This is a genomic window from Streptomonospora arabica, assembly GCF_039531585.1.
In the GTDB taxonomy this organism is placed as follows: Bacteria; Actinomycetota; Actinomycetes; order Streptosporangiales; family Streptosporangiaceae; genus Streptomonospora; species Streptomonospora halophila.
The window spans coordinates 321,356-347,961 of sequence record NZ_BAAAQI010000005.1 but is presented as its reverse complement, the minus strand read 5'-3'; the positions used below and the strand labels follow the sequence as shown (position 1 = coordinate 347,961).

Annotated in this window: 21 protein-coding genes; 16 read left to right on the top strand and 5 right to left on the bottom strand. The window is 74.8% G+C overall.

Annotation, left to right across the window (positions count from 1 at the left end; all coding sequences use genetic code 11):
• Nucleotides 1–68 precede the first annotated feature (68 nt).
• Complete coding sequence (locus ABD284_RS11695) at nt 69–1,307, bottom strand: PspC domain-containing protein (RefSeq protein ID WP_344142821.1); 1,239 nt, start codon at nt 1,305–1,307, stop codon at nt 69–71.
• Nucleotides 1,308–1,593: 286 nt separating this feature from the next.
• Between ABD284_RS11695 and ABD284_RS11690 the strand changes: the two genes are divergently transcribed.
• The 9 genes from ABD284_RS11690 to ABD284_RS11650 all read left to right on the top strand — a co-directional run bounded on the left by ABD284_RS11690 (nt 1,594) and on the right by ABD284_RS11650 (nt 14,383).
• Nucleotides 1,594–3,249, top strand: coding sequence for a PspC domain-containing protein (locus ABD284_RS11690; RefSeq protein WP_344142820.1), 1,656 nt, complete (start codon nt 1,594–1,596; stop codon nt 3,247–3,249).
• Nucleotides 3,236–3,481, top strand: coding sequence for a hypothetical protein (locus tag ABD284_RS11685; protein WP_344142819.1), 246 nt, complete (start codon nt 3,236–3,238; stop codon nt 3,479–3,481). Before ABD284_RS11690 ends, ABD284_RS11685 begins: the two co-directional genes overlap by 14 nt.
• Nucleotides 3,482–3,695: 214 nt before the next feature.
• Complete coding sequence (locus tag ABD284_RS11680) at nt 3,696–4,256, top strand: (2Fe-2S)-binding protein (RefSeq protein WP_344142818.1); 561 nt, start codon at nt 3,696–3,698, stop codon at nt 4,254–4,256.
• Between the two features lie 2 nt (nt 4,257–4,258).
• A complete protein-coding gene (locus ABD284_RS11675) occupies nt 4,259–6,661 on the top strand; it encodes a xanthine dehydrogenase family protein molybdopterin-binding subunit (protein ID WP_344142816.1) in 2,403 nt (800 codons plus the stop codon).
• Nucleotides 6,658–7,509, top strand: coding sequence for an FAD binding domain-containing protein (locus ABD284_RS11670; RefSeq protein ID WP_344142815.1), 852 nt, complete (start codon nt 6,658–6,660; stop codon nt 7,507–7,509). The genes ABD284_RS11675 and ABD284_RS11670 overlap by 4 nt, the downstream gene beginning before the upstream one ends.
• Nucleotides 7,510–7,713: 204 nt before the next feature.
• Nucleotides 7,714–8,583, top strand: coding sequence for an SRPBCC family protein (locus ABD284_RS11665; protein ID WP_344142814.1), 870 nt, complete (start codon nt 7,714–7,716; stop codon nt 8,581–8,583).
• Between the two features lie 196 nt (nt 8,584–8,779).
• Nucleotides 8,780–9,145 carry a peptidase inhibitor family I36 protein gene (locus ABD284_RS11660; RefSeq protein ID WP_344142813.1) on the top strand — a complete coding sequence of 122 codons (366 nt, stop codon included), beginning with the start codon at nt 8,780–8,782 and terminating at the stop codon, nt 9,143–9,145.
• A 305-nt stretch (nt 9,146–9,450) separates the two neighbouring features.
• Entirely contained in the window at nt 9,451–11,613 is a 2,163-nt protein-coding gene (locus ABD284_RS11655) for a serine/threonine-protein kinase (protein WP_344142812.1), read from the top strand.
• A 718-nt stretch (nt 11,614–12,331) separates the two neighbouring features.
• Entirely contained in the window at nt 12,332–14,383 is a 2,052-nt protein-coding gene (locus ABD284_RS11650) for a serine/threonine-protein kinase (RefSeq protein WP_344142811.1), read from the top strand.
• Between the two features lie 88 nt (nt 14,384–14,471).
• Here ABD284_RS11650 and ABD284_RS11645 read toward each other — a convergent pair whose 3' ends face one another.
• From ABD284_RS11645 to ABD284_RS11630, 4 genes are all read right to left on the bottom strand, one after another.
• Complete coding sequence (locus ABD284_RS11645; RefSeq protein ID WP_344142809.1) at nt 14,472–15,338, bottom strand: ABC transporter ATP-binding protein; 867 nt, start codon at nt 15,336–15,338, stop codon at nt 14,472–14,474.
• Between the two features lie 76 nt (nt 15,339–15,414).
• Nucleotides 15,415–16,437, bottom strand: a complete 1,023-nt coding sequence (locus ABD284_RS11640; protein WP_344142853.1) for a FecCD family ABC transporter permease — start codon at nt 16,435–16,437, stop codon at nt 15,415–15,417.
• A 95-nt stretch (nt 16,438–16,532) separates the two neighbouring features.
• Nucleotides 16,533–17,639: a FecCD family ABC transporter permease gene (locus tag ABD284_RS11635; protein ID WP_344142808.1), complete on the bottom strand. Its 1,107-nt coding sequence runs from the start codon at nt 17,637–17,639 to the stop codon at nt 16,533–16,535.
• Between the two features lie 239 nt (nt 17,640–17,878).
• Nucleotides 17,879–20,200, bottom strand: a complete 2,322-nt coding sequence (locus ABD284_RS11630; protein ID WP_344142807.1) for a molybdopterin-dependent oxidoreductase — start codon at nt 20,198–20,200, stop codon at nt 17,879–17,881.
• Between the two features lie 247 nt (nt 20,201–20,447).
• Here ABD284_RS11630 and ABD284_RS11625 point away from each other — a divergent pair, with 247 nt between their 5' ends.
• From ABD284_RS11625 to ABD284_RS11595, 7 genes are all read left to right on the top strand, one after another.
• Entirely contained in the window at nt 20,448–21,401 is a 954-nt protein-coding gene (locus tag ABD284_RS11625; protein ID WP_344142806.1) for an HpcH/HpaI aldolase/citrate lyase family protein, read from the top strand.
• A 132-nt stretch (nt 21,402–21,533) separates the two neighbouring features.
• On the top strand, nt 21,534–22,529 hold the full coding sequence (locus ABD284_RS11620; RefSeq protein ID WP_344142804.1) for a bifunctional helix-turn-helix transcriptional regulator/GNAT family N-acetyltransferase: 996 nt from the start codon (nt 21,534–21,536) through the stop codon (nt 22,527–22,529).
• A gap of 142 nt (nt 22,530–22,671) precedes the next feature.
• Entirely contained in the window at nt 22,672–22,848 is a 177-nt protein-coding gene (locus ABD284_RS11615; protein ID WP_344142803.1) for a glycine zipper domain-containing protein, read from the top strand.
• Nucleotides 22,849–22,971: 123 nt separating this feature from the next.
• A complete protein-coding gene (locus tag ABD284_RS11610) occupies nt 22,972–23,103 on the top strand; it encodes a hypothetical protein (RefSeq protein WP_344142802.1) in 132 nt (43 codons plus the stop codon).
• Nucleotides 23,104–23,161: 58 nt separating this feature from the next.
• Nucleotides 23,162–23,734 (top strand): hypothetical protein, encoded by a 573-nt coding sequence (locus tag ABD284_RS11605; RefSeq protein ID WP_344142801.1) that lies wholly within the window; start codon nt 23,162–23,164, stop codon nt 23,732–23,734.
• 117 nt (nt 23,735–23,851) lie between these two features.
• Entirely contained in the window at nt 23,852–24,559 is a 708-nt protein-coding gene (locus ABD284_RS11600; RefSeq protein WP_344142800.1) for a response regulator transcription factor, read from the top strand.
• A gap of 4 nt (nt 24,560–24,563) precedes the next feature.
• Nucleotides 24,564–26,030 (top strand): sensor histidine kinase, encoded by a 1,467-nt coding sequence (locus ABD284_RS11595; protein ID WP_386698795.1) that lies wholly within the window; start codon nt 24,564–24,566, stop codon nt 26,028–26,030.
• Nucleotides 26,031–26,606 lie beyond the last annotated feature (576 nt).

Genomic DNA, 26,606 nt, shown 5'->3' with positions numbered 1-26,606 from the left:
TCTACCCACAGCTTCCCGGCCGCAGGCGCCGGTGCCCGGGTCCGGCCACGCGCGGACGAACGGAGGGGTCAGGCCGGCTGATCCTGCTCGCGCGGCATGCGCAGCTGCACCTCGGTGCCTTCGCCGGGGGCGGTGCGGATGCGGGCGCTGCCGCCGTGGCGCTCCATGCGGCCGAGGATGGAGCCGCGTACGCCCATCCGGTCCTCGGGGACGGCGTCGAGGTCGAACCCGGCGCCGCGGTCGCGGACGAAGACCAGGACCTCCTCGGGGTCGACCTCGCCGAACACCGAGATCGCGTCGCTCCCGGCGTACTTGGAGGCGTTGACCATGGCTTCGCGGGCGGCACGCAGTTCGGCGTGGACGCCGTCGTCGATGGGGCCGTCGCCGACGCAGACCACCTCGATGGGCACGCCGTGGGCCTCCTCGACCTCGGCGGCCACGCGCTCCAGCGCCGCCTTGACGGTGGTCTCGGCGTCGGCCGGCCGCTGGTAGAGCCAGCTGCGCAGGGCGCGCTCCTGCACCCGCGCCAGGCGCTGGACCTCCCGCGGGTCCTCGGCCCGGCGCTGGATGAGGGTGAGCGTGTGCAGCACGGAGTCGTGGATGTGGGCGGCGAGCTCGGCGCGCTCCTGGCTGCGGATGCGCTCGCGGCGCTCCCGGTCGCGCTCGCGCACCAGGCCGACGATCCACGGCGCCGCGATCACGCACATCCCTGCGATGATCGTGGCCGCGAAGGTGAGTCCGGCGCGTGCCTCGCTGAGCTGCTGCTGGAAGACGAGGAAGCCGATGGCGCCGATGACGACGAGCAGGATTCCCGCGCCGGTGCGCAGCCAGCTCTTGTTGCTCTGGCCCAGCACCGAAGTCGACATCCACTCCTCGCGCAGCGCCGGGTTGGCCTGCTGCCAGAGGATGGTGGCGCCCAGGGCGCCGAAGATGATGAACCACAGCACCGGCTGGAACCAGCCGCCGAAGAGCAGGGCGAGCATGCCCAGCCCGCCGGCGAGGGCGCAGTAGGCCAGCAGCTGGCTGATGTCGCGGCCCTTGCGTTTGGCCGTGTCCTCGGGGGTGTCCTCGCCCGCGGCGGAGACGTCGTCGGTCGCGCGCTCCTCGACCGGGACGAACAGCACGAGGACGATGTAGACCGCGATGCCCACCCCGCCGAAGCACAGGGCCAGCAGCGCCAGCCGCGTCACGACGGCGTCTATGCCCAGGTGCGCCGCCAGCCCGGCGCCCACTCCGGCGACCAGCCGCCCATCGCGCGGGCGCACCAGGGGCGGCGTCGGGGTCCGCGGACCCGCCGATTCGGTCACGCTGTCCGTGCCTTCCCTTCAACTGCTCGGCGCGCGTCCTGCAGGCGCGCGCGTCGGGCGGGGCGGCCGTTCCGCCGCGCCGAGCACGGGGCGGCGGAACGGTGAGCGCGCCCGTGTGACCCAGGATGCCCCTACCGGGCGCGTCGGGGCATCAGGGACCCGCCCCGGGACTCGCCGGCAGCGCCTCAGGGTCGGGTCCGGGTAGTTCCCGATGGGCGTTCGAGCACGTGGCGGGGGAGGATGGGACCATCCGGCGGAGCTGTCGGCCGAAGGCGGAGAGGGCGCGGTGAACGAGAGCGGACGAGGAGCGGACGGCGCGGCGCGCGGACCCGGCGACGGGGACTCCCCGCCGGCGGCCGGTCCTGCCGCGGGGTCCTCCGAGCCGGCGGGCACCGTCCCGCCGACCCCGCCCCGGTCCTCCTTCGCGCCCGCCGGCGAGCCGGACCGCCCGGAGCTGATCCGCGACAACGAACGCGGGCTGGCCACCGGTGTGTGCGCCGGGCTGGGTGCCTATACCGGCATCGACCCGATCGTGTGGCGGGTGGGCTTCGCGATCACCGGCCTGGCCGGGTTCACCGGAGTGCTGCTGTATGTGGGCGCGTGGATGGCGATGCGGGATGCGGGCCGCGGCCCGGCCATGTTCGAGCAGCTGCTGAACCGGCGGATCGACGACCGCGCTGTGCCCGCGCTGCTCGGGCTGGGCGTGGCCGTGGCGGTGGCGCTGAGCCTGATCGGCGGGGTCAGCTGGGGCACGCTGATGCTGGCGACCCCGCTGATCCTGGGTGCGCTGGTCGCGCACAACCGCGGCGTCGACCTGCGCGGAGCCTATCGGGAGCTGCCCCGGCTGCTGCGGTCGGCGGAGCCTCCGCCGGCCACCCCGGCCCCCGAGCCCAAACCGGCCTACTACAACCCCGCCCAGCCGTGGGCGCAGGCGCCGAGCGGGCCGGTGGACCTGGCGGTGGTGTCCGATCCCGACCGGGCCGGCGCAGCGGACGCCGGCGCGGACGCCCGGGAGGCCGGCGGCGCCGACGCCGCCGGCGGAGTGGACGGCGCTTCGCGGGAGGGCGACGGCGGCGACGAAGGAGTCCCCGATCCGCGCCCGTCCTGCGCCGGCCCGCGGTCGGCGGACACGCGGCTGCGTTCCGCGTGGGAGCGCCGCACACGGGCGCGCGAACGGCGCAGGAGCCGTCGCGTGCGCAGGCGGGAGCGCCGGCGGGCGCGCGGGTTCCGCCTGCTCGGCATCGTCTGGTGGGCGGTGGTGGCCGCGGCCGCGATCACGCTGGCGGCGACCCCTACTCCGTTCGTCGAGGCCCTGTTCGGTCCGCAGACAGGTCCGACCTTTCTCGGGAGCGTCGTCGTGATCGTGGGTATCGCCGCCGTGGCCGGCGCCTGGATCGGCGACCCCCGCGGCCTGATCACCGTCGGGACCGTCGCCTCGCTGCTGCTGGTGTGCTCGGTCGCAGTGGACGCGTCGACCCTGCGCTTCGGCTCGCTGAACTGGCGCCCCGAATCCGTCGCCGCGGCCGGGCGGCCCTACGAGCTGACGGGCGGGGAGGCGCGGCTGGACCTCACGCGGTTGCCGCTGGAGCCGGGGCAGCGCGTGCGGGTCGGTGCCGAGGTCGGCTTCGGCGCGCTGACGGTGCTGGTCCCCGCGGACGCCCGCGTGCAGGTGCGCGGCCGGGCCTCGTTCGGCGAGATCCGCATCGCCGACACGATGCGCTGGGGCACGGGGCTCGACGTGCGCCACACGATCGAGCCTGCCCCGGCGGCGGCCGGCCGCGGCGGCGACGCGGGCGGCGGGTCCGAGTCCGAGTCCGGGTCTGCGGAGGCCTCGGCGGAAGCGCGCCGGAGCGGGAAGGACGAGCAGGGCGGACCGCCCACGATCGTGGTCGACCTCGCCTCGCGGTTCGGTGACTTGGAGGTGCGGCGTGCGGCGACGTAGGACCGACTGGGGATCGCTGATCGCGGGGCTGCTGTTCATCGCGCTGGGGACGGCGTTCGTCGTCTCCGGCCCCTCGCGGTGGGGCTTCGAGGCCGTGTGGATCGTCCCCGTGCTGGCCGTGGGCCTGGGCATCGCCGGGATCGCCCGAGCGCTGGCGGCCTCGCGCGACCGCCGCGACCAGCACGAGCGCCATGAGCACCGCGGTTCGGACACCGATCCCGGACCGTCCTGAGGCGTCCGGGGCCGGGCCCGCTCGACACGCGGACACGCCGCGGACACGCCGGGGACGCGCCCGCGGCCCCGGCGGCGGCGCGCCGCGCCGCGGCCTTTCCAAAGAACTTGCGGAAAGGGGCCTGGATAGCCCACACCTCGTGTTTTACCGTGGTCGGACCTCCCATGACCAGTAGTAACTGACTGAGGCCACTACTTGAGGAGGTCTTGGCCCCATGCCACACATCCGCGTAACAGTCGACGGCGTGCGCTACGACGACCAGGTCGAAGCCCGCCGGCTGCTCGTCCACTACCTACGTGAGCAACTGGGCAAGGTCGGCACCCCTGTCGGGTGCGACACCACCAACTGCGGCGCCTGCACCGTCCTGATGGACGGGCAGTCGGTGAAGAGCTGTTCGGTGCTCGCCTGCCAGACCGACGGCCACGAGATCACCACCGTCGAGGCGCTGGCCTCCGACGGCGAACTGCACCCGATCCAGCAGGCCTTCCACGAGAGCCACGCGCTCCAGTGCGGCTACTGCACGCCCGGCATGATGATGGCGGCGCTGGACCTGCTGCGCGATAATCCCGACCCCGACGACCAGGAGATCCGCGAGGGTCTCGAAGGCAACATGTGCCGGTGCACCGGCTACGTCAACATCGTGCACGCGGTGCGCCGGGCCGCGGCCGCCATGCGTGCGGAGGCCGCCGAGTCCGAGCCGCGCACGCACGGGGTCCCGCCCCAGATGGTGCGCGAGCAGGAGCCCACACCGCACGCAACCAGCGGGGGTGCCTAGCCATGACCACAGCACCTGAGGCGCCGCGCACCGACCAGGTCGGCAGCCCGCGCCTGCGCAAGGAGGACGCCCGGCTGATCACCGGGCAGACCAACTGGACCGACAACATCCAGCAGACCGGCATGCTGCACGTGGCGTTCCTGCGCAGCCCGCACGCGCACGCCCGCATCGCCGCGGTGGACACCTCGGCGGCGATGAAGCAGCCCGGCGTGACGGCGGTGTTCAGCGGGGCCGACTTCGCGGGCGAGCAGGGCAGCCTGCCGTGCGCGTGGCCGGTCACCGAGGACATGGCGCTGCCGGCGCACCCGCCGATGGCGGTCGACGAGGTGCGCTACGTCGGCGAGGCCGTGGCGTGCGTGGTGGCGCGCGACGCCTACGCGGCCGCCGACGCGCTGGAGGCCGTCGACGTCGAGTACGAGCCGCTGCCCGCCGTGGTCGACATGGAGGCGGCGCTGGCCGAGGACTCCCCGCTGGTGCACGCGGGCTCGGGCCAGGGGCAGGGCAGCAACAAGGCCTACGTGTGGCCGTTCGAGGCGGGCGACGTCGACGCCGCGTTCGGCGGCGCCGACGTGGTGCTGAACCGCCGCTACCACCAGCAGCGGCTGATCCCCGCGGCGATGGAGCCCCGCTCGGTGGTCTGCCGGCCCGAGGGCGACTCCTTCACGCTGTGGTCGGCCACGCAGGTCCCGCACATCCTGCGGCTGATGCTGGCCATGACCACCGGCGTGCCCGAGCACAAGATCCGGGTCATCGCGCCGGACGTCGGCGGCGGCTTCGGGTCGAAGCTGCAGGTGACCGCGGAGGAGGTGCTGGCGCTGCTGCTCGCACGGCGGCTGCGCAAGCCCGTCAAGTGGACCGAGACCCGCACGGAGGGGTTCCAGACCACCCACCACGGGCGCGACCAGATCCAGGACATCTCGATCGCCGCGGACGCCGACGGCCGGGTCCGCGGGCTCAAGGTGGACCTCCTGGCCGACATGGGCGCCTACATGATGCTGGTGACGCCGGGCGTGCCGGTCCTGGGCGCGTTCATGTTCCCCGGCATCTACAAGATGGACGCCTATTCGTTCAGCTGCACCGGGGTCTTCACCACGAAGATGCCCACCGACGCCTACCGCGGTGCGGGCCGTCCCGAGGCGACCTACGCCATCGAGCGGATCATGACCGAGCTCGCCGACGAGATCGGGATGGACCCGATGGAGCTGCGGCGGCGCAACTGGATCAGGCACGAGGAGTTCCCGCATACCGGGGTGGCCGGCCTGACCTATGACTCGGGCAACTACGAGGCGGCCACCGACCGCGCGATGGAGCTGTTCGGCTACGACGAGCTGCGCGCCGAGCAGCGCCGCCGCCGCGACAGCGGCGACCCGGTCCAGCTGGGCATCGGGATCTCCACCTACACCGAGATGTGCGGGCTGGCGCCCTCGCGGGTGCTGGGGCAGCTGTCCTACGCTGCCGGCGGCTGGGAGAACGCCTCGGTGCGGATGCTGCCCACGGGCAAGGTCGAGGTCGTCACCGGCTCCTGCGCGCACGGGCAGGGCCACGCCACCGCCTGGAGCCAGATCGTCGCCGACAGGCTCGGGGTTCCGTTCGAGGACGTCGAGGTGCTGCACGGCGACACCCGTGTCTCGCCCAAGGGCATGGACACCTACGGGTCGCGCTCGCTCGTCGTGGGCGGCACGGCGGTGGTCGAGGCCTGCGACCGGGTGGTCGAGAAGGCCCGCCGGATGGCCGCGCACATGATGGAGGCCGACGAGGGCGACCTGGAGTTCTCCGCCGGGCGGTTCACGGTGCGCGGCACCGAGCGTCCCGCCACCACCGTGCAGGAGATTGCGCTGGCGGCGTTCGCCGCACACGACCTGCCGGAGGGCACCGAGGCGTCGCTGGACGCCGACTCCACCTTCGACCCGGAGAACTTCTCGTACCCGCACGGCACCCACCTGTGCGCCGTCGAGGTCGACACCGAGACGGGCGAGGTGGACATCCGCGCCTACACGGCGGTCGACGACGTGGGCACCGTCGTCAACCCGCTGATCGTCGACGGGCAGGTGCACGGCGGCCTGGCGCAGGGCATCGCGCAGGCGCTGTACGAGGAGGCGGTGCACGACGCGGACGGCAACCTCGTGACCTCGACCATGGCCGACTACACGGTGCCGACGGCGGCCGACCTGCCGGACTTCACCACCGACCGCACGGTCACGCCGTCGACGACCAACCCGCTGGGCACCAAGGGCGTTGGCGAGGCGGGCACGATCGCCTCGACTCCGGCGGTGGTCGGCGCGGTCGTCGACGCGCTGCGGCCGTTCGGCGTGCGCGACCTGCGGATGCCGTGCACGCCGCAGCGGGTGTGGCGGGCGATCGCCGAGGCCCGTGCGGCCGAGCGCAGCGAGGGAGGACAGCGATGATCCCGGCACAGTTCGACTATGTGCGCCCCGACGACGTCGCCGAGGCGGTGCGGGTGCTCGCCGACTGCGAGGAGCCCAAGGTCATGGCGGGCGGGCAGAGTCTGACTCCGCTGCTGCGGTTCCGGCTGGCCTACCCGGACGTGGTGGTGGACCTGAGCGGGCTGGCCGAGCTGCGCGGTGTGACCGACGACGGCGAGTGGCTGCGCGTCGGCGCGATGACCACGCACGACGAGGTGATGCGCGACCCGATGGTGGCGCAGCACTGCGATCTGCTCGCGCAGGCCACGCGCACCGTCGCCGACCCGGCGGTGCGCCACCGCGGGACGCTCGGCGGGTCGCTGGCCCACGCCGACCCGGCGGGCGACCTGCCCGCGGTCGCCGCCGCGCTGGACGCGGAGTTCATGATCAGCGGTGAGGACGGCGAGCGCACTGTTCCGGCGTCGGAGTTCTTCCAGGACTACCTGACCACCGTGCTGGACGTCGGCGACGTGCTGACCGCGGTGCGCTTCCCGAAGATGGGCGCCTGGTCCTGCCACTACGAGAAGTTCTCCCAGGCCGCGCAGGCCTGGGCGATCGTGGGGGTAGCCGCGGCGGTCCGCCTCGACGGCGGCACCGTCGCCGAGGCGCGCGTCGGGCTGACGAACATGGGCAGCACGCCCGTGCGCGCCCGCGAGGTGGAGGAAGCCTGCCGGGGCGTCCCGGCGCGCACCGACGCCCTGCGGGAGGCCGCGCAGTCGGCCGACGCGGGCACCGATCCGCCCAACGACCTCAGTGCGCGGGCCGACTACCGGCGCCATCTGGCCCGCGTCCTGACCGGCCGGGCGCTGGCCCGGGCCGCGGGTGTCTGAGGCGTCGGGCAGACCGCCGGGCCGCGGCCCGGCGGTCAGGCGGAGCGGGCCGGCCGCTTCGGCGGCCGGCCCGCTCTCCGCGCCCGAGCGGCGGGTGGCCGGCTTCGCGCCGGGTAGTAAGGGGTTGGGTTCGAGGCGCCCGCACGCGGGGCAGATGGAGGGCGAGCCGATGACGCCGAACGCGGCAGGAAGGCGGCGCTGCGAATGAGTACACGGCTGAACAACCGGTTCACGGTTCCGGTGCCGGTCGACCAGGCCTGGGACGTGCTGATGGACGTCGAGCGCGTCGCACCGTGCATGCCGGGGGCCACCCTCGAATCGGTCGAGGGCGACACCATGACCGGCAAGGTGCGGGTGAAGGTGGGACCGATCAGCGTGACCTACCGGGGCGAGGCCCACTTCACCGAGGTCGACGCCGCGGAGCACCGGGTGGAGCTGCACGCGGGCGGCAAGGAGGCCCGCGGCTCCGGCACCGCCTCGGCCACGGTGACCGCCCGCCTGCACGAGCAGGACGATGGGACCACCGAGGTGACCGTCGACACCGACTTCACCGTCACCGGCCGCGTCGCCCAGTTCGGGCGCGGCGTGATGGCCGACGTCAGCGCCAAGCTGGTCCAGCGGTTCGCCGACAACCTCGCCGCCGAACTGGAGGGCGCCGAGGGCGGGCAGGCGGCCGGGGGCCGGGCCGCAGCGGCCGAGGGCGGGCGGACGGCCGACCGGGGCGGCGACGGCTCGCGCTCCTCGGCGGCGACGGCGGGCACCGCCACGGCCGAGGCGGGCACGACGGCCAACGCGGTCGTGCCGCCGCAGGCCGGCGAGGAGGAGCACCGGGCCGGGACCTCCGGCGAGCCGGGCGCGCAGGAGTCCGACGATGCGCAGGTCCGGCCGGAGCGGGAACCGCGGTCCGACAGCCCCGGGCTGCGGTCGCGCGACGACAGCATCGACCTGGTCTCGACGGTCGGCCTGCCGCTGCTCAAGCGCGCGCTTCCGGCCATCGGGGCGGCGGGGCTGCTCGCGATCGTCTTCCGCTGGCTGCGCAGGCGCACCAGGCGGAGCAGGCGCAGGAGGAGCTGAGGCGGGCGCCGCCCCGGGTCGAAACCGGTGGGGGGAGCGGTGGTCGGGTGAGGCCCCGCGCCTGTCGGCACCGCCCGCCGGGGGCGGCCGGCGGCGCCCGTGACCGGATCCGGCATTCGGCGGCGGGCCCGTCGACACAGCCCTGCGCCTGGGGCACCCTGGCTGCGAGGCCGCTCGACCCGAAAGGCGATTCCCCATGCGCGGAACCCTTCGTGCGGCCGTTCTCGCAGCGGCCGCCGCCCTCGCTGCCGCTCCCCTGACCGCCGTTGCCGACGACTCCTCGACCGCGCGGCCGCCGGGCTGCGACCCCGGGAGCATCTGCGGATACACCGGATACGACTTCGGCGGTGAACTGGTCACCCTCCAAGCCGGAGCGGGCTGCGTGAACCTGAAGACCCCCATCCGGTCGATCGCCAACACCTACGGCAGCCCCGGGATCCCCGCGGCGGCCGGCGTGTACTCCGGCCCCGACTGCACGGGCGCCCTCGTCGCGACCGCGGGCCAGGAGCAGTCCGAACCCCGCATCGTCCCGGACGGAGTCAGCGTCTCGTTGGCCTGGTAGCCGCGGTGGCCGGAGACGGTCCTCCCCGTCCTTCGTGCGCCTTCCGTGCGCCCGGAGGACGGGGCCCGGAGAGGGCGGGACGGGGCTCGGCCGGAGCGGGGAGCGCCGGCCCGCGGAAGATGCCTGTGCTCCGACGTCGCCGCGTGTCCGGAGCGGCCGGTACCGGCCACCGGGAGGTCTCCGGATGCGAGCGGTGCGACGCTGCGAGCGCGTGTCGCGGCCGCGGGAGCGCGCAGCCGAGCACGCGGGGCCCCGACCGGAACATTTAGGATCTTCCCGTCGGTCGGCGACTAGAGAGAATCGCAATGAGTGCGCGGTCCGGGGCCGAGGCGCCCCTTCCCCCAGAACTGCAGCCGTCGGCCTCCGGCGACCCGGAGCGGATCGGGCCCTATACCGTCGTCGGGCGGCTCGGGGCCGGGGGCATGGGGACCGTCTTCGGCGCGCTCGACGACGACGGCGCGTGCATCGCGGTGAAGGTCGTCCACCGCAAGTACGCGCAGGACCCGGCGTTCCGCTCGGCCTTCGCGCAGGAGGTCGAGCTGATGCGGCGGGTCCGCGGCGTCTTCACCGCCGCCGTGCACGCGGCCGACACGGAGGCCGCGCAGCCGTGGGTGGCCACCGACTTCGTCCCGGGCCTGACCCTGCGCGCCCGCGTGGAGCGCGAGGGGCCGTTGGAGCCGGGCGCGCTGCTCGCCTTCGCCGCCGGGACCGCCGAGGCCCTCACCGCCGTCCACGCGGCGGGGATCGTGCACTGCGACGTGAAGCCCGGCAACGTGATGCTCACCCCCGATGGGCCGCGGCTCCTGGACTTCGGCATCGCGCGCCCGGTGAGCCGGAGCGAGGCCGGGCACTCCGGCGGCCGGGTGTTCGGCTCGCCCGGGTGGGTGAGCCCGGAACGCTACCAGGGGGCCGAGCCGGGGCCGCCCGCCGACGTGTTCGCGTGGGGCTGCCTGGTCGCCTACGCGGCCACCGGCCGCCCGCCGTTCGGCAAGGGCGGCAAGGAGGCGCTGCGCAGCCGCGTGCTGGAGGGAGGCCCCGACCTCGACGGCGTTCCCGCGGAACTGCGGCCGATCGTCGAGCTGGCCGTGGCGAGGGACCCCGCCGGACGCCCCACTGCGGAGAGCGCCTACCGCGGGCTGATCGACTTCGCCACCGCCGAGGACACCTCGCAGGTCCAGACGCGCGACCTCGGCGGCCGGCTGCGCGACCTCGTCTCCCGCAACTGGCCCGACATCGACGTCAGCTGGCACGACCCGGCGCTGTGGCTGGCCGCCGTCCCCGCCCTCGCCACGGCGGGCGGCGCCGGTCTCGCCGCGGGCTCGGCGGTCGCCGGCGCGGGCGCGGCAGGCGGCGCGGGCGCGGCAGGCGGGTCCACAGCGGCCGGAGGCGCGGGCGCGGCCATGACCGCCGCGGGTATGGCGGGAGGGACCAAGGTCGCGGCCATCGCGGCGTCGGCGGTGCTGGTCGTCGGCGGTATCAGCGCGGGCGGCTACTTCGCCGCGCCGCTGCTCACGGACTCCGAGGCGCCGCGCAGCTCGCCGAGCCCCTCGCCGTCCCCCTCGCCGACGCTCGGCACACCGCAGGAGATCGTCGCCGGGATCGTCGAGAACCTGGAGGCGGCGGACAGCTACCGCGCCATGGAGTCCACATCGCGCAACGACGGGCTCCCCTCCTGGTACGAGTACGTCCACACGACGGCCGGCGGCGAGCCGGTCTTCCAGGTGGTGGAGATCGCGGGCACGCGCGAAAGCCCCGAGTTCATGGCGGACCGGCTCTACCGCCCGGAGCGGGAGCGGCTGATCGAGCGCACGTGGAACGTCGGAACGGCGACGGCGGGCACCCTCCACACGACGGTGCCCGACCCGGCGGACGGCACGCTGGAGTCCCTGTACTCGCGCGAGCCCCTCCTCGCGCCGTTCGAGAGCCTCGCCGCCTCGATGGAGGAGACCGAGCGCACCGAGACGGAGTTGGAGGGGACCCCGGCCGTGCGCGTCGCCGGGACGTTCGAGCTCCCCGGCGCTGATTCCGGCGCAGGTGAGGTCCCCCGGGTCGGGTTCGAGCTGTGGACCGGACCGGACGGGCTGCCGCTGCGGCTCGACTACGAGTACGCCTCCGAGGACGACCCCCTGGCCGGGTTCACGCGCAGCTGGACCTACGCCGGGTTCGACGGGCTCGACGCCCGCCTGTGCGGCACGGTCGACGGGGTCCCCGGTGTCGACCGCGCCCTGCTGGTGCCCACCTCGGACGGCATCGCCTGCGGCGACGCCCGTGCGGCGGTCGAGCAGTACCTGGCCATGCCCGACGAGCAGAAGGAGGGCACCGGCTACGTCGCCGAGGTCGACGGCGGCTGGACCTGCGGTCTGAGTCCGGAGGCCGAGGTCCGTGAGCGGACCAGCGAGAACGCCGGCACCTGCTACGCCGGGGAGCTGGGCGCCGCCGACCGGGTCGACTTCCTCAGGCTGGACTGACCGGCCGGGGCCGCACGGCGCGCGGCCGCCGCTCCGCGCCGAGTGGTGGACGGCAAGGACGGCAAGCAGTCCGGGGAGAGCCGCAAGCGGAGGAAGGCCGGCGGCGCGGGCGGCACCGAGAAGCGGGCGAAGCTGGCGAAGGAGTGGATTCGCGCCGACCCGCGTCGGCCGGACCGGCCGGCGCGGTCCCACTGCGAGAAGGGTGCGGGGCGGGTGCGTGCCCGGCGTCCGCCCCGCACCCGTATGGGAGCCGCTGCGGCCGCCGCTCCGCGCCGAGCGGTGCGCCGCGCGCCGCCCGATCGGAGCACTGCCTATGTGCAGGGCGCGCGGGACGAATGTGAATCACCGGCCCTGCCTCGCCGAATGCGCTCCTTAGCGCATACCCTGCCACACAGAGGAATCCGTGCCCTTTACGCCGTCGGCGCAGGGGACGGGCGCCGGAGCGTCCGCCCCTCCGTCCGGATACCGCGCTCCCCGCGGAATCCGCCGCACGGACCGGTCGGCGGCACCGGGTTCTCCGGCGTGCGCGACCGGTCCGCCGGTGCGGCGCCGGCCGCTCCCGCCCCGCAGCGCGTACGGCCTGCGCGGGCCGCCCCGCCACACCCCCGACCGGGTTTCCGCGACCACGGCGAGGACGAGCAGGTCGCCGTCCTGTGCCGAAGATCGCCGACCCCGAAAGCAAGCCGCTTCGCCGGCTCGCGAGCAGAAGGAAGCAAGTATGAGCGCGCAGCACGGGGCACGTGACGTGCCCCATTCCCCTCACCTGCGACCGCTGGCCGACGACGACCCCGAGTCGGTCGGGCCCTACACACTGACCGGGCGGCTGGCCCAGGACAGCACGGGCGTCGTCTACGGCGCCACCGACTCCCTGGGCGCACCCGTGGCCGTCCGGGTCGCCGGCGAGCGGCTCGCCGGCGACTCCGGGGGGCGCTCCGCGCTCGAGCGCCGAGTCGCGGCGCTTCAGGGCGTGGCGGGCGTCTGCGCTCTGCCCGTCCTGGCCGCTGACACCGGTGCCGACCATCCGTGGGTGGCGACCGGGGCCCCCTCCGGGCCCACGCTCCGCTCCCGGGTCGAGGAGCGGGGACCGCTACCGAGCGAGGCCCTGCTCGCGCTGGCCGCGGGCACGGCCGAGGCGCTCGCCGGTGCCGAACCGGCCGGCCTCGCCTACGGGGCGATCACCCCCGACGACGTCGTGCTCACTCCGGACGGTCCGCGCCTCATCGGCCTGGATGCGCTCGGGGGGACGGGCGGGTCGGCGTTCGCCGCAGCGGACATCCCCATGGACCGCGCCGAGTGGGCGAGTCCCGAGGCCGCCGAGGGCGCCCCGTCCTCCGCGTCCGGCGACGTCTTCTCATGGGGCTGCCTGGTCGCCTACGCCGCGACCGGTCGACACCCGTTCCTGCCCGCCGGGGCCGCCGACGAGGGGGCCGACCCGCACCTGCGGGTCCGCGAAGGGGGCCCCGACCTCGACGGCGTACCGGGCGAGCTGGCTCCACTGGTCGGGCTGGCCCTGGTCGCCGACCCGGCTTCCCGGCCGACCGCGGAGAGCGCCTACCGCGGCCTGGTGGCCTACGCCTCTGCCGAGGACACTTCGCAGACGCCCACCCGCGACCTGACCGACCGGCTGCGCGCCATCATCGCCGCCGGCCGGAGCGCCGAGGCCGCCGGCGCGTCGGCGACCGGGGACCCCGGCGGCGACGGTGGGCCCGCGCACGCGGCCGGGCCGAGCGCCGACGCGCCCGGCCCCGGGCGGGCGGGGGCGCTGGCGACCGCGGTCGTGACCGTGTCGAGCATGGCCGCGGCGCTGGTGCTCGGCGCCGGGGGTTTCCTCACCGCCGCCTCCTTCGCCGGCGAGCCGCAGGCCGCGCCGAGCGACGCGCCGTCGCCCGAGTCCCCGTTCGGCTCGGCAGAGAAGGCCGTGTCCGAGGCCGCGGCCGCGTTGAAGACCGGCGAGAGCTACCGCGCGGTCGAGGACGTCGAGGGCGGGGGCATGCCCACCGCCGAGCGCCGCGCGCACATCCTCACGACCCTGGAGGGAGAGCCCTTCTTCCAGAACGCCACCCTGCTGGGCGATCCCGAGGCGCCAGCCGCAGGAAGCACGGCCTACGTCTACCGGCCGCAGTCCGAACTCCTGCTGCGGCGCGACTTCGGCGGCGGCGTCGAGGGCCAGTACGTCGCGGCGGCGCTTCCGGACGCGTCGGCGGCCGACCGGCTCGGTTCGCGCTCCCCGGTGGTGCGGCCGTTCGATGAGCTGATGGAGACGATGCGGGTGGACGAGCGCATCGAGGGCCGCCTGAACGGGACGTCGGCCCTGCACGTCAGCGGGAGGTTCGATCCCACAGCGGACGGCGAGCGGCACTCCGGCGTCCGCTTCGACCTGTGGACCGACGCCGACGGGCATCCGCTCCGCCTCGACTACACCGCCGGGGGCACCGAGCACAACTGGCACTACTCGGGCTTCGGCGGCCTGGAGAGCGGCATCTGCGGGGTGGTCGAGGGCGTTCCGGACGTGGAGCGCGCCTACCTGGTGCCGACACGCGGCGACCTGGCCTGCGACGACGTCCGGCCGGTCGTGGAGGAGTACCTCGCGATCCCGGAGGCGGAGCAGCAGGCGGCGGGCTACGTCGCCGAGGTCGGCGAGTGGACGTGCCGGATGTCGCCGACCCCGGACGGCGACGCCGCCACCCGCGCCTACACAGCGGACGCCGGCGCCTGCGAGCGCGAACCCGCCGAGCGCGTCGACCTGGTGGTGCTGGACGCGACGGCCTGAGGCAGAGGCCGCCGGCGGCGGCCGCCCGGTACCCGGTGGGTGCCGGGCGGGCCCCGCCGGAGCGGTACCGTCGGCGCGGCGCTGCGCGTCAGGCGCTGCGCGCCTCCTCGGCGCGCGCGGCGGGCCGCTCCACGGTGCCCGGCTCCCTGCGCCGGGCGATGCGGCCGCCGCGGTCGACCGGGACGACCAGCGGCGTACCGGTCTCCGGGTCGGGGATGACGCGCACCGGCATCCCGAAGACGTCCTCCACCAGCTCCTCGGTGACGATGTCGGCGGGGTCGCCCTCCGCGGCGACCTGGCCGTCCTTCATCGCGATCAGGTGCGTGGCGTACCGGCATGCGTGGTTGAGGTCGTGCAGCACCGCGACCAGCGTGTAGGACCGCTCGTGGTGCAGCTCGGCGCACAGGTCCAAGACGTCCATCTGGTGGGCGATGTCCAAATAGGTCGTGGGCTCGTCGAGCAGCAGCAGCGGCGTCTGCTGGGCCAGCACCATGGCCAGCCACACGCGCTGGCGCTGGCCGCCCGACAGCTCGTCGACCATGCGCCCGGCGAGGTCCACGATCCCGGTGGCCTCCATGGCCTCGTTGATGACCTTCTCGTCGGTGCGCGACCACTGCTTGAGGAACTTCTGGTGCGGGTAGCGCCCGCGCGCCACGAGGTCGGCGACGCTGATGCCGTCCGGGGCGATCGAGGACTGCGGCAGCAGCCCCAGGCGGCGCGCGACCTCCTTGGAGGGGTAGGAGCCGATCAGCCGCCCGTCCAGGTGGACCGCCCCGCTGCTGGGCTTGAGCATCCGCGACAGCGCGCGCAGCAGCGTCGACTTGCCGCAGGCGTTGGGCCCGACGATCACGGTGAAGGAGTTGTCCGGGATGGTGATCCCCAGGTCGCGGGAGATCACACTCTGGTCGTAGGCCAGAGTGAGGTTCTCTCCCCACAGCCGGGACGGTTCGGGCATCGTCTCTCCTTCAGGCGTCCGACGCGTCTGCCGCGTCCGACTCGTGTTGGGCGTCCGGTGGGTCGCGCGGCCGGGGTCAGGCATGGCCGGTACGCCATTCCCGGTACAGCACCCAGATCAGGTAGCTGCCGCCGATGACCGCCGTGACCACGCCCACCGGCAGCTGGGTCGGCGCCAGCGCCTGCTGGGCGATCAGGTCGGCCACCGCCAGCAGCAGCGCGCCCATGAGCCCCGCGCCCAGGAGCGCGGTGCCGTTGGTGCGCGCGAGGCGGCGGACCAACTGGGGCGCCGCCAGGGCGATGAAGCTGATGGGACCCGAGACGGCGATCGCCGCGCCGGTCAGCGCGCTCGCCGCCAGCATCACCGTAACCTGGGTGCCCTGCACGGGCACGCCCAGTCCGCGCGCGGACTGCTCGCCCATCTCCATCAGGCGCAGCCGCGGCCCCAGGGCGAGGACGACGGGAACCAGCACGGCCGCCGCGATCGAGACCGCGACGACCTCGCCCCAGCCGCTCCCGTTGAGGCTGCCGATCATCCAGATGTGGGCGGTCATGGCCTCGGTCAGCTCGGCCCGGGTCATCAGGTAGTCGCGCACCGCCAGCAGCAGCGCGTTGATGCCGATCCCCACCAGGACCAGCCGGTAACCCTGTACGCCCTGCTTGAAGGCCAGCAGGTAGACCACCACCGCCGTGCCAACACCGCCGACCACGGCGCCGAGCGAGACCTGCAGCACGCTGCCGCCGAACACCAGGATGACGGCCACCGCGCCGGTGGAGGCGCCGCCGGTGAACCCGATGATGTCCGGGCTGCCCAGCGGGTTGCGCGAGATGCTCTGGAACACGGCTCCGGCGATGCCCAGGGCCGCGCCGACCAGCACCGCCACCCACGCGCGCGGCAGCCGGACGTCGCGGACGAAGAAGAGGTCGAGGCGCTCCCCCTCGCCGGCCAGCGCCCACAGCACGCGCGGCAGCGGGATGGCGTACTCGCCCACCGACAGCGACACGGCGAAGACGACGACGGTCGCGGCGAGCAGCCCGCCGTAGACGGCGGCGACGCGCGGGCGCACCGCGAAGCTGACGCGGCCGCCGGCCAGGCGCACGGCCCGTGTGAAGCGCCGAGGGCGGCCCGGCGGCGCGCCGGGCGCGCCGCCGGCCGCTGCGTCGGAGCCCGTGCCGGGGCGGGCGGGGGTGAGGGTCACAGCTGGGCCATCCTTCTCCGCCGCACGAGGTAGATGAACACGGGCGCGCCGATCAGGGCGGTGACGATGCCGACCTCCAGTTCGCCGCTGGAGGTGACGACGCGTCCTGCGGTATCGGCCAGCGTCAGCAGTACGGCACCGGTCGCCGCGGAGTAGGGCAGCAGCCACCGCTGGTCGGGCCCGGTGAACGAGCGCGCGAGGTGGGGCACGATCAGGCCGACGAACCAGATGGGGCCGCCCGCCGCGGTGGCGCCGCCGCACAGCAGCACGATGGCCAGGGCCACGAACGCGCGCGTGCGGTTGACCCGGGCGCCGAGCGCGGCGGCGAGGTCCTCGCCGAGCGCGACGGCGTTCAGCGCGGGCCCCAGCATCAGGGCCAGCACGATGCCCGCGGTCAGAAACGGCCAGAGGCGCAGAAAGATGTCCAGGTCGCGGCCGACGAGGGAGCCGACCTGCCAGAAGCGGATCTGGTCGAAGACGTTCTCGTTGAGGACCGTGATCCCGTAGACGAAGCCCTGGAGCACCGCCCCCAGCGCGGTTCCGGCCAGGGCAAGGCGGACGGGTGTGGCGCCGCTGCGTCCGCGCGAGCCCAGGGCGTAGACCAGGACCGAGGCGACCGCGGCGCCGAGGAACCCGAACCAGATGTAGGTGTCCGCCCCGGTCAGGCCGAATGCGAAGATCGCGGTGACGACCGCGGCTGCGGCGCCGGAGTTGACGCCCAGGATGCCGGGCTCGGCGATGGGGTTGCGCGTGAGCCCCTGCATGAGCGCCCCGGCCAGCCCGAGGGCCGCGCCGACGAACACGCCCAGGACGGTGCGCGGCAGCCGCAGTTCCCACACGACGCTGGAGTTGTAGCTTCCGTCGGGGTCCAGCAGCGCGCCGAGGACGCTGCCCAGCGGGATGGCCTTGGCACCGACGGCGATACTGAGCACCGCGCAGCCGGCCAGGGCCGCGATCAGCGCGAGCAGACCGGTGGTGCGCAGGAGGTGGGTGCGCGCGGCGGCGCTGGTGCGGCGGTCGAGTGCCTGGGCGGCGACGACGGAGTCGGGAGCATCGGCGTCGTCGCCCGTGTCCAGGGCGGTGGACGGCCGTTCCAGGCTCATCGCGCTCCGCCAGCGGGGGCGGCCGTGCGGCGCGCGGGCAGGGGCAGCACTGTTCCTCCGGGGCGGTTCCACGTTCCACTCGAACTTAGTAGAGGCTAACCTATCCCCTTATTTCGGCGGAAGTGGGACCCGACGGTGAGCGGCGTCTCCCGTCGGCGCAGGTGCGGACGGGCGCGGGGCCCTCGCGGCACTGCCGACCGGCCGACCGCCGGGGCGCCCGGCCCCCGACCCGCCCGCTGCTACGGCGCGCTGGTCCGCGGGGGCTCGAACACGCGCACCGGCGGGGGCTCGCCCTCGTAGCGGGCCACCTCCACCAGCGCGTGCTGGCCGGTGGTGCCCTGGCTCAGGGCGGAGGATCCGATGTCGGCGGTGAGCACGTTGGGGTTGCCGTGGACGCAGGTCGCCGCGGGCGAGGACGGGTCGTACCAGGCACCGGTGGACAGCTGCACGACGTCGGGCCGCACGTCGGCGCTGGCCTCGACCCCGGCGAGCAGGCTGCCGCGGTCGTTGTACACCCGCACCACGTCGCCGTCGGCGATGCCGCGCGCCGCCGCGTCGCCGGGGTGCATGCGCATTCGCGCCCGGTCGGCGATCTCAAGCGAACGGCTGTAGGCGCCCATGTCCTGCTGGCTGTGCAGGCGGCCGCGCGGCTGGTTGGCGACGAGCAGCAGCGGCCACCGCCGCGCCCGCTCGGTACCGAGGCGCTCCGGTGGAGGCAGCCAGGCGGGATGGCCCGGGCAGTCGTCGTAGCCGAAGGAGTCGACGGTCCGCGAGTACAGCTCGATGCGCCCGCTCGGGGTGGCCAGCGGGTGGGCGCCGGGGTCGGCGCGGAAGCCGCCGAAGAGGGTGGTGTCCTCGACCCGGTCGGGGATGTCGACCGCGCCGGCGGCCCAGAAGTCGTCGAAGCCGGGCGGCCGCCGGGTGGAGTACCGGGCGCGCCACTGCTCGTAGATGTGCCGCAGCCACTGCGCCGAGGTGCGCCCCTCGGTGAACTCCGCACGCGCGCCGAGCCGCTCGGCGAGGTCCGCGTAGACGTCGTACTCGTCGCGGGCGCTGCCGTGCGCGGACACCGCGCGCGGCATGGCGCGCACCCGCAGGTCGCCCTGGCTGGCCCCGATGTCGTCGCGCTCCAAGGTGGTGGTCGAGGGCAGCACGATGTCGGCGTGGCGGGCGGTGGCGGTCCAGTGGGTCTCGGCGACGACCACCGTCTCGGGGCGGCCGAAGGCGCGCGTCAGCCGCGCGAGGTCCTGGTGGTGGTGGAAGGGGTTGCCGCCGGACCACACCACCATGCGGATGTCGGGGTAGGTGCGCCGCCGCCCGTCGTAGTCGTAGGACTCGCCGGGGTGCAGCAGCGTGTCTGCGATCCGGGCGACCGGGATGGCGGAGTCGACGGGGTTGGCGCCCTGCAGGAAGCGCGGCAGCCCCGAGGGCGTGGAGCCGCCCGCGTAGTTGCCCGAGGACCCGTAGCCGGTGGCGAACCCGCCGCCGGGCAGCCCGATCTGGCCCAGGCAGGCGGCCAGCGCCACCCCGGCCCACAGCGGCTGCTCGCCGAAGCGGGTGCGCTGCACCGACCAGCCGACGTTGACCAGGGTGCGGCCGGCGGCCATGCGCCGGGCGAGGTCGCGCAGGGTCCGGGCGGAAAGCCGGGACAGGCCCTCGGCCCACTCGGGGGTCTTGGCGACACCGTCCTGCTCGCCCGTGACATACCGGCGCAGCACGTCGGCGCCGACGGTGTAGCGGTCGAGGAAGCCGTGGTCGGCCAGCCCTTCGTCGAAGAGGGTGTGGATGAGGGCAAGCAGGACGGCGGTATCGGTGCCGGGGTCGGCCGGCAGCCATTCGGCGCCCGATTCCTCGATGGTGTCGTCGCGCAGCGGGCTGACGGACACGGTGCGCACGCCGTTCTTGGCCGCCGCGCGCATACCCTCGGCGGCGGTCTGGCGGGCCCGTCCGCCGGAGGAGTTCCAGGTGTTGGACAGCCGCAGCCCGCCGAAGGTCACCACCAGGTCGGTGTGCCGAGCGACGGCCTCCCAGGTCGGCGCGCGTTCGAGCAGGTCGGCTGTGCCGCCCAGGCCGACGACGTGCGGCAGCAGCACCTCGACGCAGGCGTGGCTGTAGGTGTTGCGCGAGCGGGTGTAGCCGCCGACGGAGTTGAGGAAGCGGTGCACCTGGCTCTGCGGGTGGTGGAACCGGCCGGCGCTGCCCCAGCCGTAGGAGCCGCCGAAGATCGCGGCGTTTCCGTGCTCGCGCCGGACGCGGTCGATGTCGGCGGCGAGCAGGTCCAGGACGGCGTCCCAGCCGAGTTCGACGTACTCGTCGCCGGGGGCGCCGCGCAGGCTGTCGGGGCCGGGGCCGTTCTCCAGCCACCGCCGCCGCACCGCCGGAGCGGCGACGCGGGTCCGGTGGTGCTGGGCGGCGGGGGCGTTGCGCATGAGCGGCGAGGGGTCGGTGTCGTCCGCGCCCGGCCGCACCCCCACGACGCGGTCGCCCGAGACCAGGACGTCGTAGGTCCCCCAGTGCGCGCTGGTCGGGTGGCTGGTCGTGTGCTCGTCGGGCTCGTCCATCGGGCCTCGCTCCCCCGGGGACCCGCCCGCGCACCGGCTTCTGCGCACCCCCGTACTCGTTCCGTGCCTGGTAGCACTCTATGCACCGCCCGATCGGGCGCGGGCGGCACGGCGCTGCGGCATGCCTCACGGCGGAGCCGCGGGCGGGCGCGCGTCCGGCGGCGCCGGTTTGCGAGGATGTCCGGCGGCGTCCCCTGCCGCCCGCGGGCGGGCGGGGCGCCGAGTCCGGTCGAGCAAGGGAGGCACCATGGGTGCGGTGGCATCGCGGTCGCGCCGTTCGGTTCTGGCGGTTCCGGCGTCCAACGCCCGGTTCATCGAGAAGGCCCGCGGCCTGGAGGCCGACGCGTTCTTCCTCGACCTTGAGGACGCCGTGGCTCCGTCGGAGAAGGAGGCGGCCCGCGCCAACGCCGCGGCCGCGCTGAACGCCGGCGGGTGGGGCGCCAAGGTGCGCACGGTGCGCGTCAACGACCTGGAGACGCCGTGGACCTACCGCGACGTCATCGAGGTCGTGGAGGCGGCCGGCGCCGAGCTGGACTGCCTGGTGCTGCCCAAGGTCACCGGGCCCGACCACGTGCGCTGGCTGGACACCCTGCTCACCCAGATCGAGGCGGCGACCGGCCTCGAACCGGGCCGGATCGGGATCGAGGCCCAGATCGAGGACGCCCGCGGCGCCTCCCGGGCCGACGACATCGCGGCGGCCTCGCCCCGGCTGGAGAGCCTGGTGTACGGGCCCGCCGACTTCATGGCCTCGGTCAACATGCGCACGCTGGTGGTCGGCGAGCAGCCGCCCGGCTACGACGTGGGCGACGCCTACCACTACGTGCTGATGCGCATCCTGCTGGCCGCGCGCGCCAACGGGCTCCAGGCGATCGACGGCCCGTACCTGCAGATCCGCGACGTCGATGCGTTCCGCCGCTCGGCGGGGCGCACCGCCGCCCTCGGCTTCGACGGCAAGTGGGTCCTGCACCCGTCGCAGGTGGCGGCGGCCAACGAGGTGTACACGCCCGGCCAGGACGACTACGACCACGCCGAGCGCATCCTGGAGGCCTACGAGCACGCCACGAGCGTGGAGCGGCGCGGCGCGGTGATGCTGGGCGGCGAGATGCTCGACGAGGCCTCCCGCAAGATGGCGCTGGCGGTGGCGGGCAAGGGCCGCGCAGCGGGCATGCGCCGCACGCCGGAGTCCGGCGGGGAGGCCTGAGGCGCGCGGCGCCTCCAAGGGGCTTCTTTCCAACCGGCCCCTCCCCGCGCTAGATTGTTTGTCAGAGTCAAACAGTTGTGCTTCGGCGGCGGCCGGGGACGCCGCGGAGGCGGAGCAGCAGTGGAGATGGCCATGGGCAAGCTCGAATCCGACACCGGCGTCCCGATCGAGGACGTCTCCGCGGTCCGCTCGTTCAACCGCTTCTTCACCCGCCGGGTCGGCGTGCTCAAACCCGGTCTGCTCGACTCCCCGTGGTCGCTGACCGAGGTCCGCACCCTGTACGAGCTGCGGCACCGCCCCCGGGCCGAAGCCCTCGACCTGCGGCGCGAGCTCGACATGGACGCCGGGCAGCTCAGCCGCGTGCTGACCCGGCTGGAGCGGGGCGGGCTCATCACCCGTTCGCCCTCCCCCGAGGACGGGCGGCGGCAGGTCGTCGAGCTGACCGAGGAGGGCGGGCGCGCCGCCGAGGTGCTGGACGACCGCGCGAACGAAGAGGTCGTCAGGCTGATCTCGCACCTGTCCGCGGCCGAGCGGCGGCGGCTCATCGAGGCGATGTGCACCGTGCGGCGGCTGTTCGACGATCCCGCCCACACCGGAGGCGGCGATCGCGCGGCGACCGATGCCGCCTCCGGTTCCGCCGCCGCACCCGGCGGCCCGTCGCTGCGCGAGCCGGGCCCCGGCGACCTCGGCTGGGTGGTCGAGCGCCACGGCGCCCTCTACCCCGCCCAGTACGGCTGGGACTCCGCGTTCGAGGCCTGGGTGGCGCGCCTGGTCGCCGACTATGCGCAGGCGCCCGACGGGCCGGGCCGGCGCCTGTGGATCGCCGAGGCCGGCGGCCGCCGCGCCGGGTGCATCGCGTGCGTGGCCGACGACGAGCGCACCGCGCGGCTGCGGCTGTTCCTCGTCGAGCCCGAGGCGCGCGGCCGCGGCGTCGGCTCGATGCTGATGCGGGAATGCCTGGACTTCGCACGCGCCGCCGGCTACCGGCGCATGGTGCTGGCGACGTACTCGGTGCTCGCCGAGGCGCGGCGCCTGTACCAGGCCGCCGGGTTCCGCCTCGTCTCCTCGCATGAGGAGCGCGCCTTCGGGCGGGACCTCACGGCGCAGACCTGGGAGCTGGAGCTGTGACCGGCCGGGCGCCGGGCCGGCTCGCCCTCGGGGGGTCCGGGGGACCGGGCGAGGGAACCCGCGGGCGCCGCACCGCGTCCGATCTTCCGCATCGTCCACCACGTCCGCCGTCCGCAACGGCCGGCAGAGGAGGCAGGCACCGATGAAGTGGAACACCTCCGCCTTCTCCGGACTCGCCATCGGCATAGGGGTCGGAACCGCCATCGGCGTCGCCCTGGACAACCTGGGCCTGGGGATCGCCTTCGGCATCGGGATCGGCATCGCCTTCGGGATCGCCTTCCAACAAGGCGGCCGCAGCGGCGACGGCGACGATGCGTAGCCGCGGGGCCGTTGTCCGGCCGTCCGGAGCGGCGACGGCGCACGGAGGGTCCGGCGCCGGTGAGAAGGCCGCACGTCGCGGTCGGGCTCCTGCTGTGCCCGGCGGCGGCGCGGTGGCGCGACGGTGGGCGCGGCCGTCGACAACCCGGCTGCGGGCCTCCTGGCGGGTATCGGCGGCGGAGCCGTCGGGCCGGGGATCTCCCACACCGCCGACCGGCAGCGCTTCAGCGCCGACGACGGCCACGACGGCGGATGAGCCCTGTGCCGCCCCTCCACCACACACGTCCCCCCTTCAGAAGGAGGCGGCCCCGCCCATGCACCGACGGCTCGCGGGAATCCTGATCGGCTGCGTCTTCGGCGCCGTGTTCGTCTTCGTCAACTCCGGCGCCCCGATGGGGCCGGGCCTGGTCGCTTTCGCGCGCGCCGCCGCGGTGCTCGCCCTCGCGGCTGCCGCCGTGCCGGCGGTGCTGGCGGCCCGGAGCACTGCGGCCGACCGCTCCCCGGACGCCCCGGGCGCCGGCTCGGCCGGCGGGCGACCGGCGATGTTCGGCCGCGGCTACGCCGCCGTCGTCGCAGCCGAAGCCGTGCTGCTCTTCGGCGGTTTCCCGGCGCTGCACGCGCTGGGCGCGCCCGCGGAGGCCAACGTCGCCTGGATCGCGCTCATCGTGGGCCTGCACTTCGCCGCACTGGCGGCGGTGTGGCGGGAGGCCTCCGTCCTCGTGCCGGGTGTCGGGCTCACCCTGCTCGGCGCTGCGGGCTTCGCGCTCGTCGGCCTGGCCCACACGCCGCTGGTTCCGATCGTCAGCGGTGTCCTCTCGGGCGCGGTGCTGCTCGTCTCCGGCGCGGTGGCGGCGGCCGGCTCCCTGCGCGCCGCCCGCCGCGCGTAGACCCGCGGGTTCCGCCCGGACCCCGCGGACCCCCGCCGCCTCCCCACCGCCACGTGCCCACTCCCACTTCGTGTTGCTCTTACCGGCGGCTAACCCGGATGCGCCACCATTGGCACCATGACCCGAGCCAGCAGCGTCCTGATCGCCGACGACGACCGCGCCATCCGCGACTCGCTGGATCGGGCGCTGCGGTTGGAGGGCTACGAGGTGCGTACTGCGGGCGACGGTGTCGAGGCCCTCGCGGCCGTACACGCCGAGCCGGTGGACCTGCTGGTGCTCGACGTGATGATGCCCGGCGTCGACGGCCTGGGCGTGTGCCGCGTCCTGCGCAAGGAGGGCGACCGGACCCCGATCCTGATGCTGACGGCGCGTGTGGAGACCTCCGACCGGGTGGCCGGACTGGACGCCGGCGCCGACGACTACCTCCCCAAGCCCTTCGAGCTGGACGAGCTGCTGGCGCGGCTGCGCGCGCTGCTGCGCCGTGCGGCGCCCACGGACGAGGACGGATCCCCCGCGGCACTGCTGGAGGTCGGCGACCTGCAGCTCGATCCCGGTGCGCGCCGGGTGTGGCGCGGCGGGCAGGAGGTCGAGTTGTCCAAGACCGAGTTCGACCTGCTGGAGCTGCTCGTCCGCAACACCGGGATCGTGCTGGACCACCCCACCATCTACGACCGCATCTGGGGCTACGACTTCGGCCCGGAGTCCAAGAACCTGGCCGTCTACATCAGCTACCTGCGCCGCAAGCTGGAGCCCCAGGGGACGCCGCCGCTGATCCACACCGTGCGGGGCGTGGGCTACACGATCCGGCCGCGGGAGGCGGGGTGATCCGATGACCGGCAACCCGCGCCGGATGGTGGACCTTCTCAAGGAGCGCGTCGTGCCGGTGCGCGACTGGCGCCTGGGCACCCGCTTCGCCGTGTCGTTCGCCCTGGTGGCGGCCGTGGTGATCGCGCTCGTCGGCTCGCTGGCCTACAACACCGCCGCGTTTCTGATCCGCACCGACGAGCAGACGGAGTTCGACACCACCGTCGAGAGCCTCTCGCGCGACCTGCGCGGACCGGCGATGAACCCGTTCAGCGGCGGAAACGGGCCGACGCTCCTGCACTCCGACTCCTTTACCTACCAGGCCATCACCCCCGACGGCGGACTCCAGGTGCAGGTGCGCGGCGGGCAGCCCGTGCGGTTCCTGCCGGTCACCGACGAGGACCGCGAGATCGCGGCCGAGGAGCAGGCCGGGGTCGTGCACACCCGCGAGGACGCCGCCCACGGTGAGGAGTACCGCATCGCGACGGTCTCCCTCGGCGGCGGCAGCGGCGCCATCCAGATCGGTCAGCGGCTGTCGCCGACCGAGAGCATGCTGGACAGCCTCGCCACCCAGATGCTGGGCGTCGGCGGGGCGGTGCTCATCGGAGCGGGTGTGGCCGGGTGGCTGATCGGCCGCCGCGTCACCGGCCGCCTGGTGCGGCTGACCGAGGCCGCCGAGTACGTCAGCGCCACCGGAAGGCTCGACTACCCCGTACCCGGCGGCGAGCCCGCCGCCCGGCAGGCGGCGGGCGACGAGGTCGGCCGCCTGGGCAACGCGTTCAGCGCGATGCTGGCCCGGCTGGCCGGGTCCAAGGAGGAGCAGCGGCGGCTGGTGCAGAACGCCTCGCACGAGCTGCGTACCCCGCTCACGAGCCTGCGCACCAACGTCAGCGTGATGCGCCGCTTCGAACAGCTGCCCCCGGAAGGCCGGCAGCAGCTCCTCGACGACCTCCAGGGCGAGACACGCGAGCTGACCGACCTCGTCGACGAGCTGGTGCAGCTGGCCACCGACAGCCGTGAGGACGAGCAGCCGACCGACGTGGAGCTGGGCGCCCTGGCCGAGCGCGTCGCCGCCCGCACCCGAAGGCGAACGGGGCGCGAGGTCACGGTCGACGCCGACGGCACGGTGGTGCACGGCAGGCCGGGGGCGCTGGAGCGTGCCCTGTCGAACCCGGTGGAGAACGCCGCGAAGTTCGACCCCGACGGGGCCGAGCCCGTCGAGATCGTCGTCCGGGAGGGCAGGGTCGAGGTGCGCGACCGGGGCCCGGGCGTCGACGAGCAGGAGCTGGAGCACATCTTCGAGCGCTTCTTCCGCGCGACCTCGGCGCGGAGCATGCCCGGATCGGGGCTCGGCCTGTCGATGGTCCACGACATCGTCAGCGCCCACGGCGGACGGGTCTTGGCAGCGAACCGCCCCGGCGGCGGCGCCGTCGTCGGGTTCTGGCTGCCGCCACGCAGCGAAGGGGACCCCGCGGCCGACCGCCGGGATTGACCGCGCGGCGGCTCCCGCGCCGCAGGGGTGGCGGACACGGACGGCGCGCCGACCGGCCCGCGTGCCCGGTCGCGGGGGCCGCGGTCAGGCCGCGCACCGATAAGGTGGCCCGGAGAGCCGGGCGGGCTCCGCCCCGGGGCGGATCGCGGTGCGCGCTCGGAGCCCGGGGAGGGGCGGGCGACGCGACGCGTCTCCGGTGGGCGGCGGCCTGCGGGCGGGATCGCCCGCTGCGCGACCGCGCCGCATCGCCGCGGCCGGTGAGCCTGGAGGCCGCGGTCGGCTCCCGGCGGCCTGTTTCGGCTCGTTTATCGGATCTTGACCTTTCGTATAGCAGAATCCCCAGGCCAGGAGGATGGCCCCCCGTGTGGCACCGGGCCGGAAGCGCCCGCGCGGGCGGCGGCCCGGGGGCCGGGGGCTCCTGCCGTGGAGCGCGTCGGGGCCACCGCGGTTCACCCCGCGCACGTGGTACCTGTCACACTCGGCTGGGTGGTCGGGATTGTTCGGGAATATCCGCAATTCGACGTCCCCCCGCCGCGCCCGGAGGCGGCGGAGAACGGGGCCCGCCGTTCCCCGCCC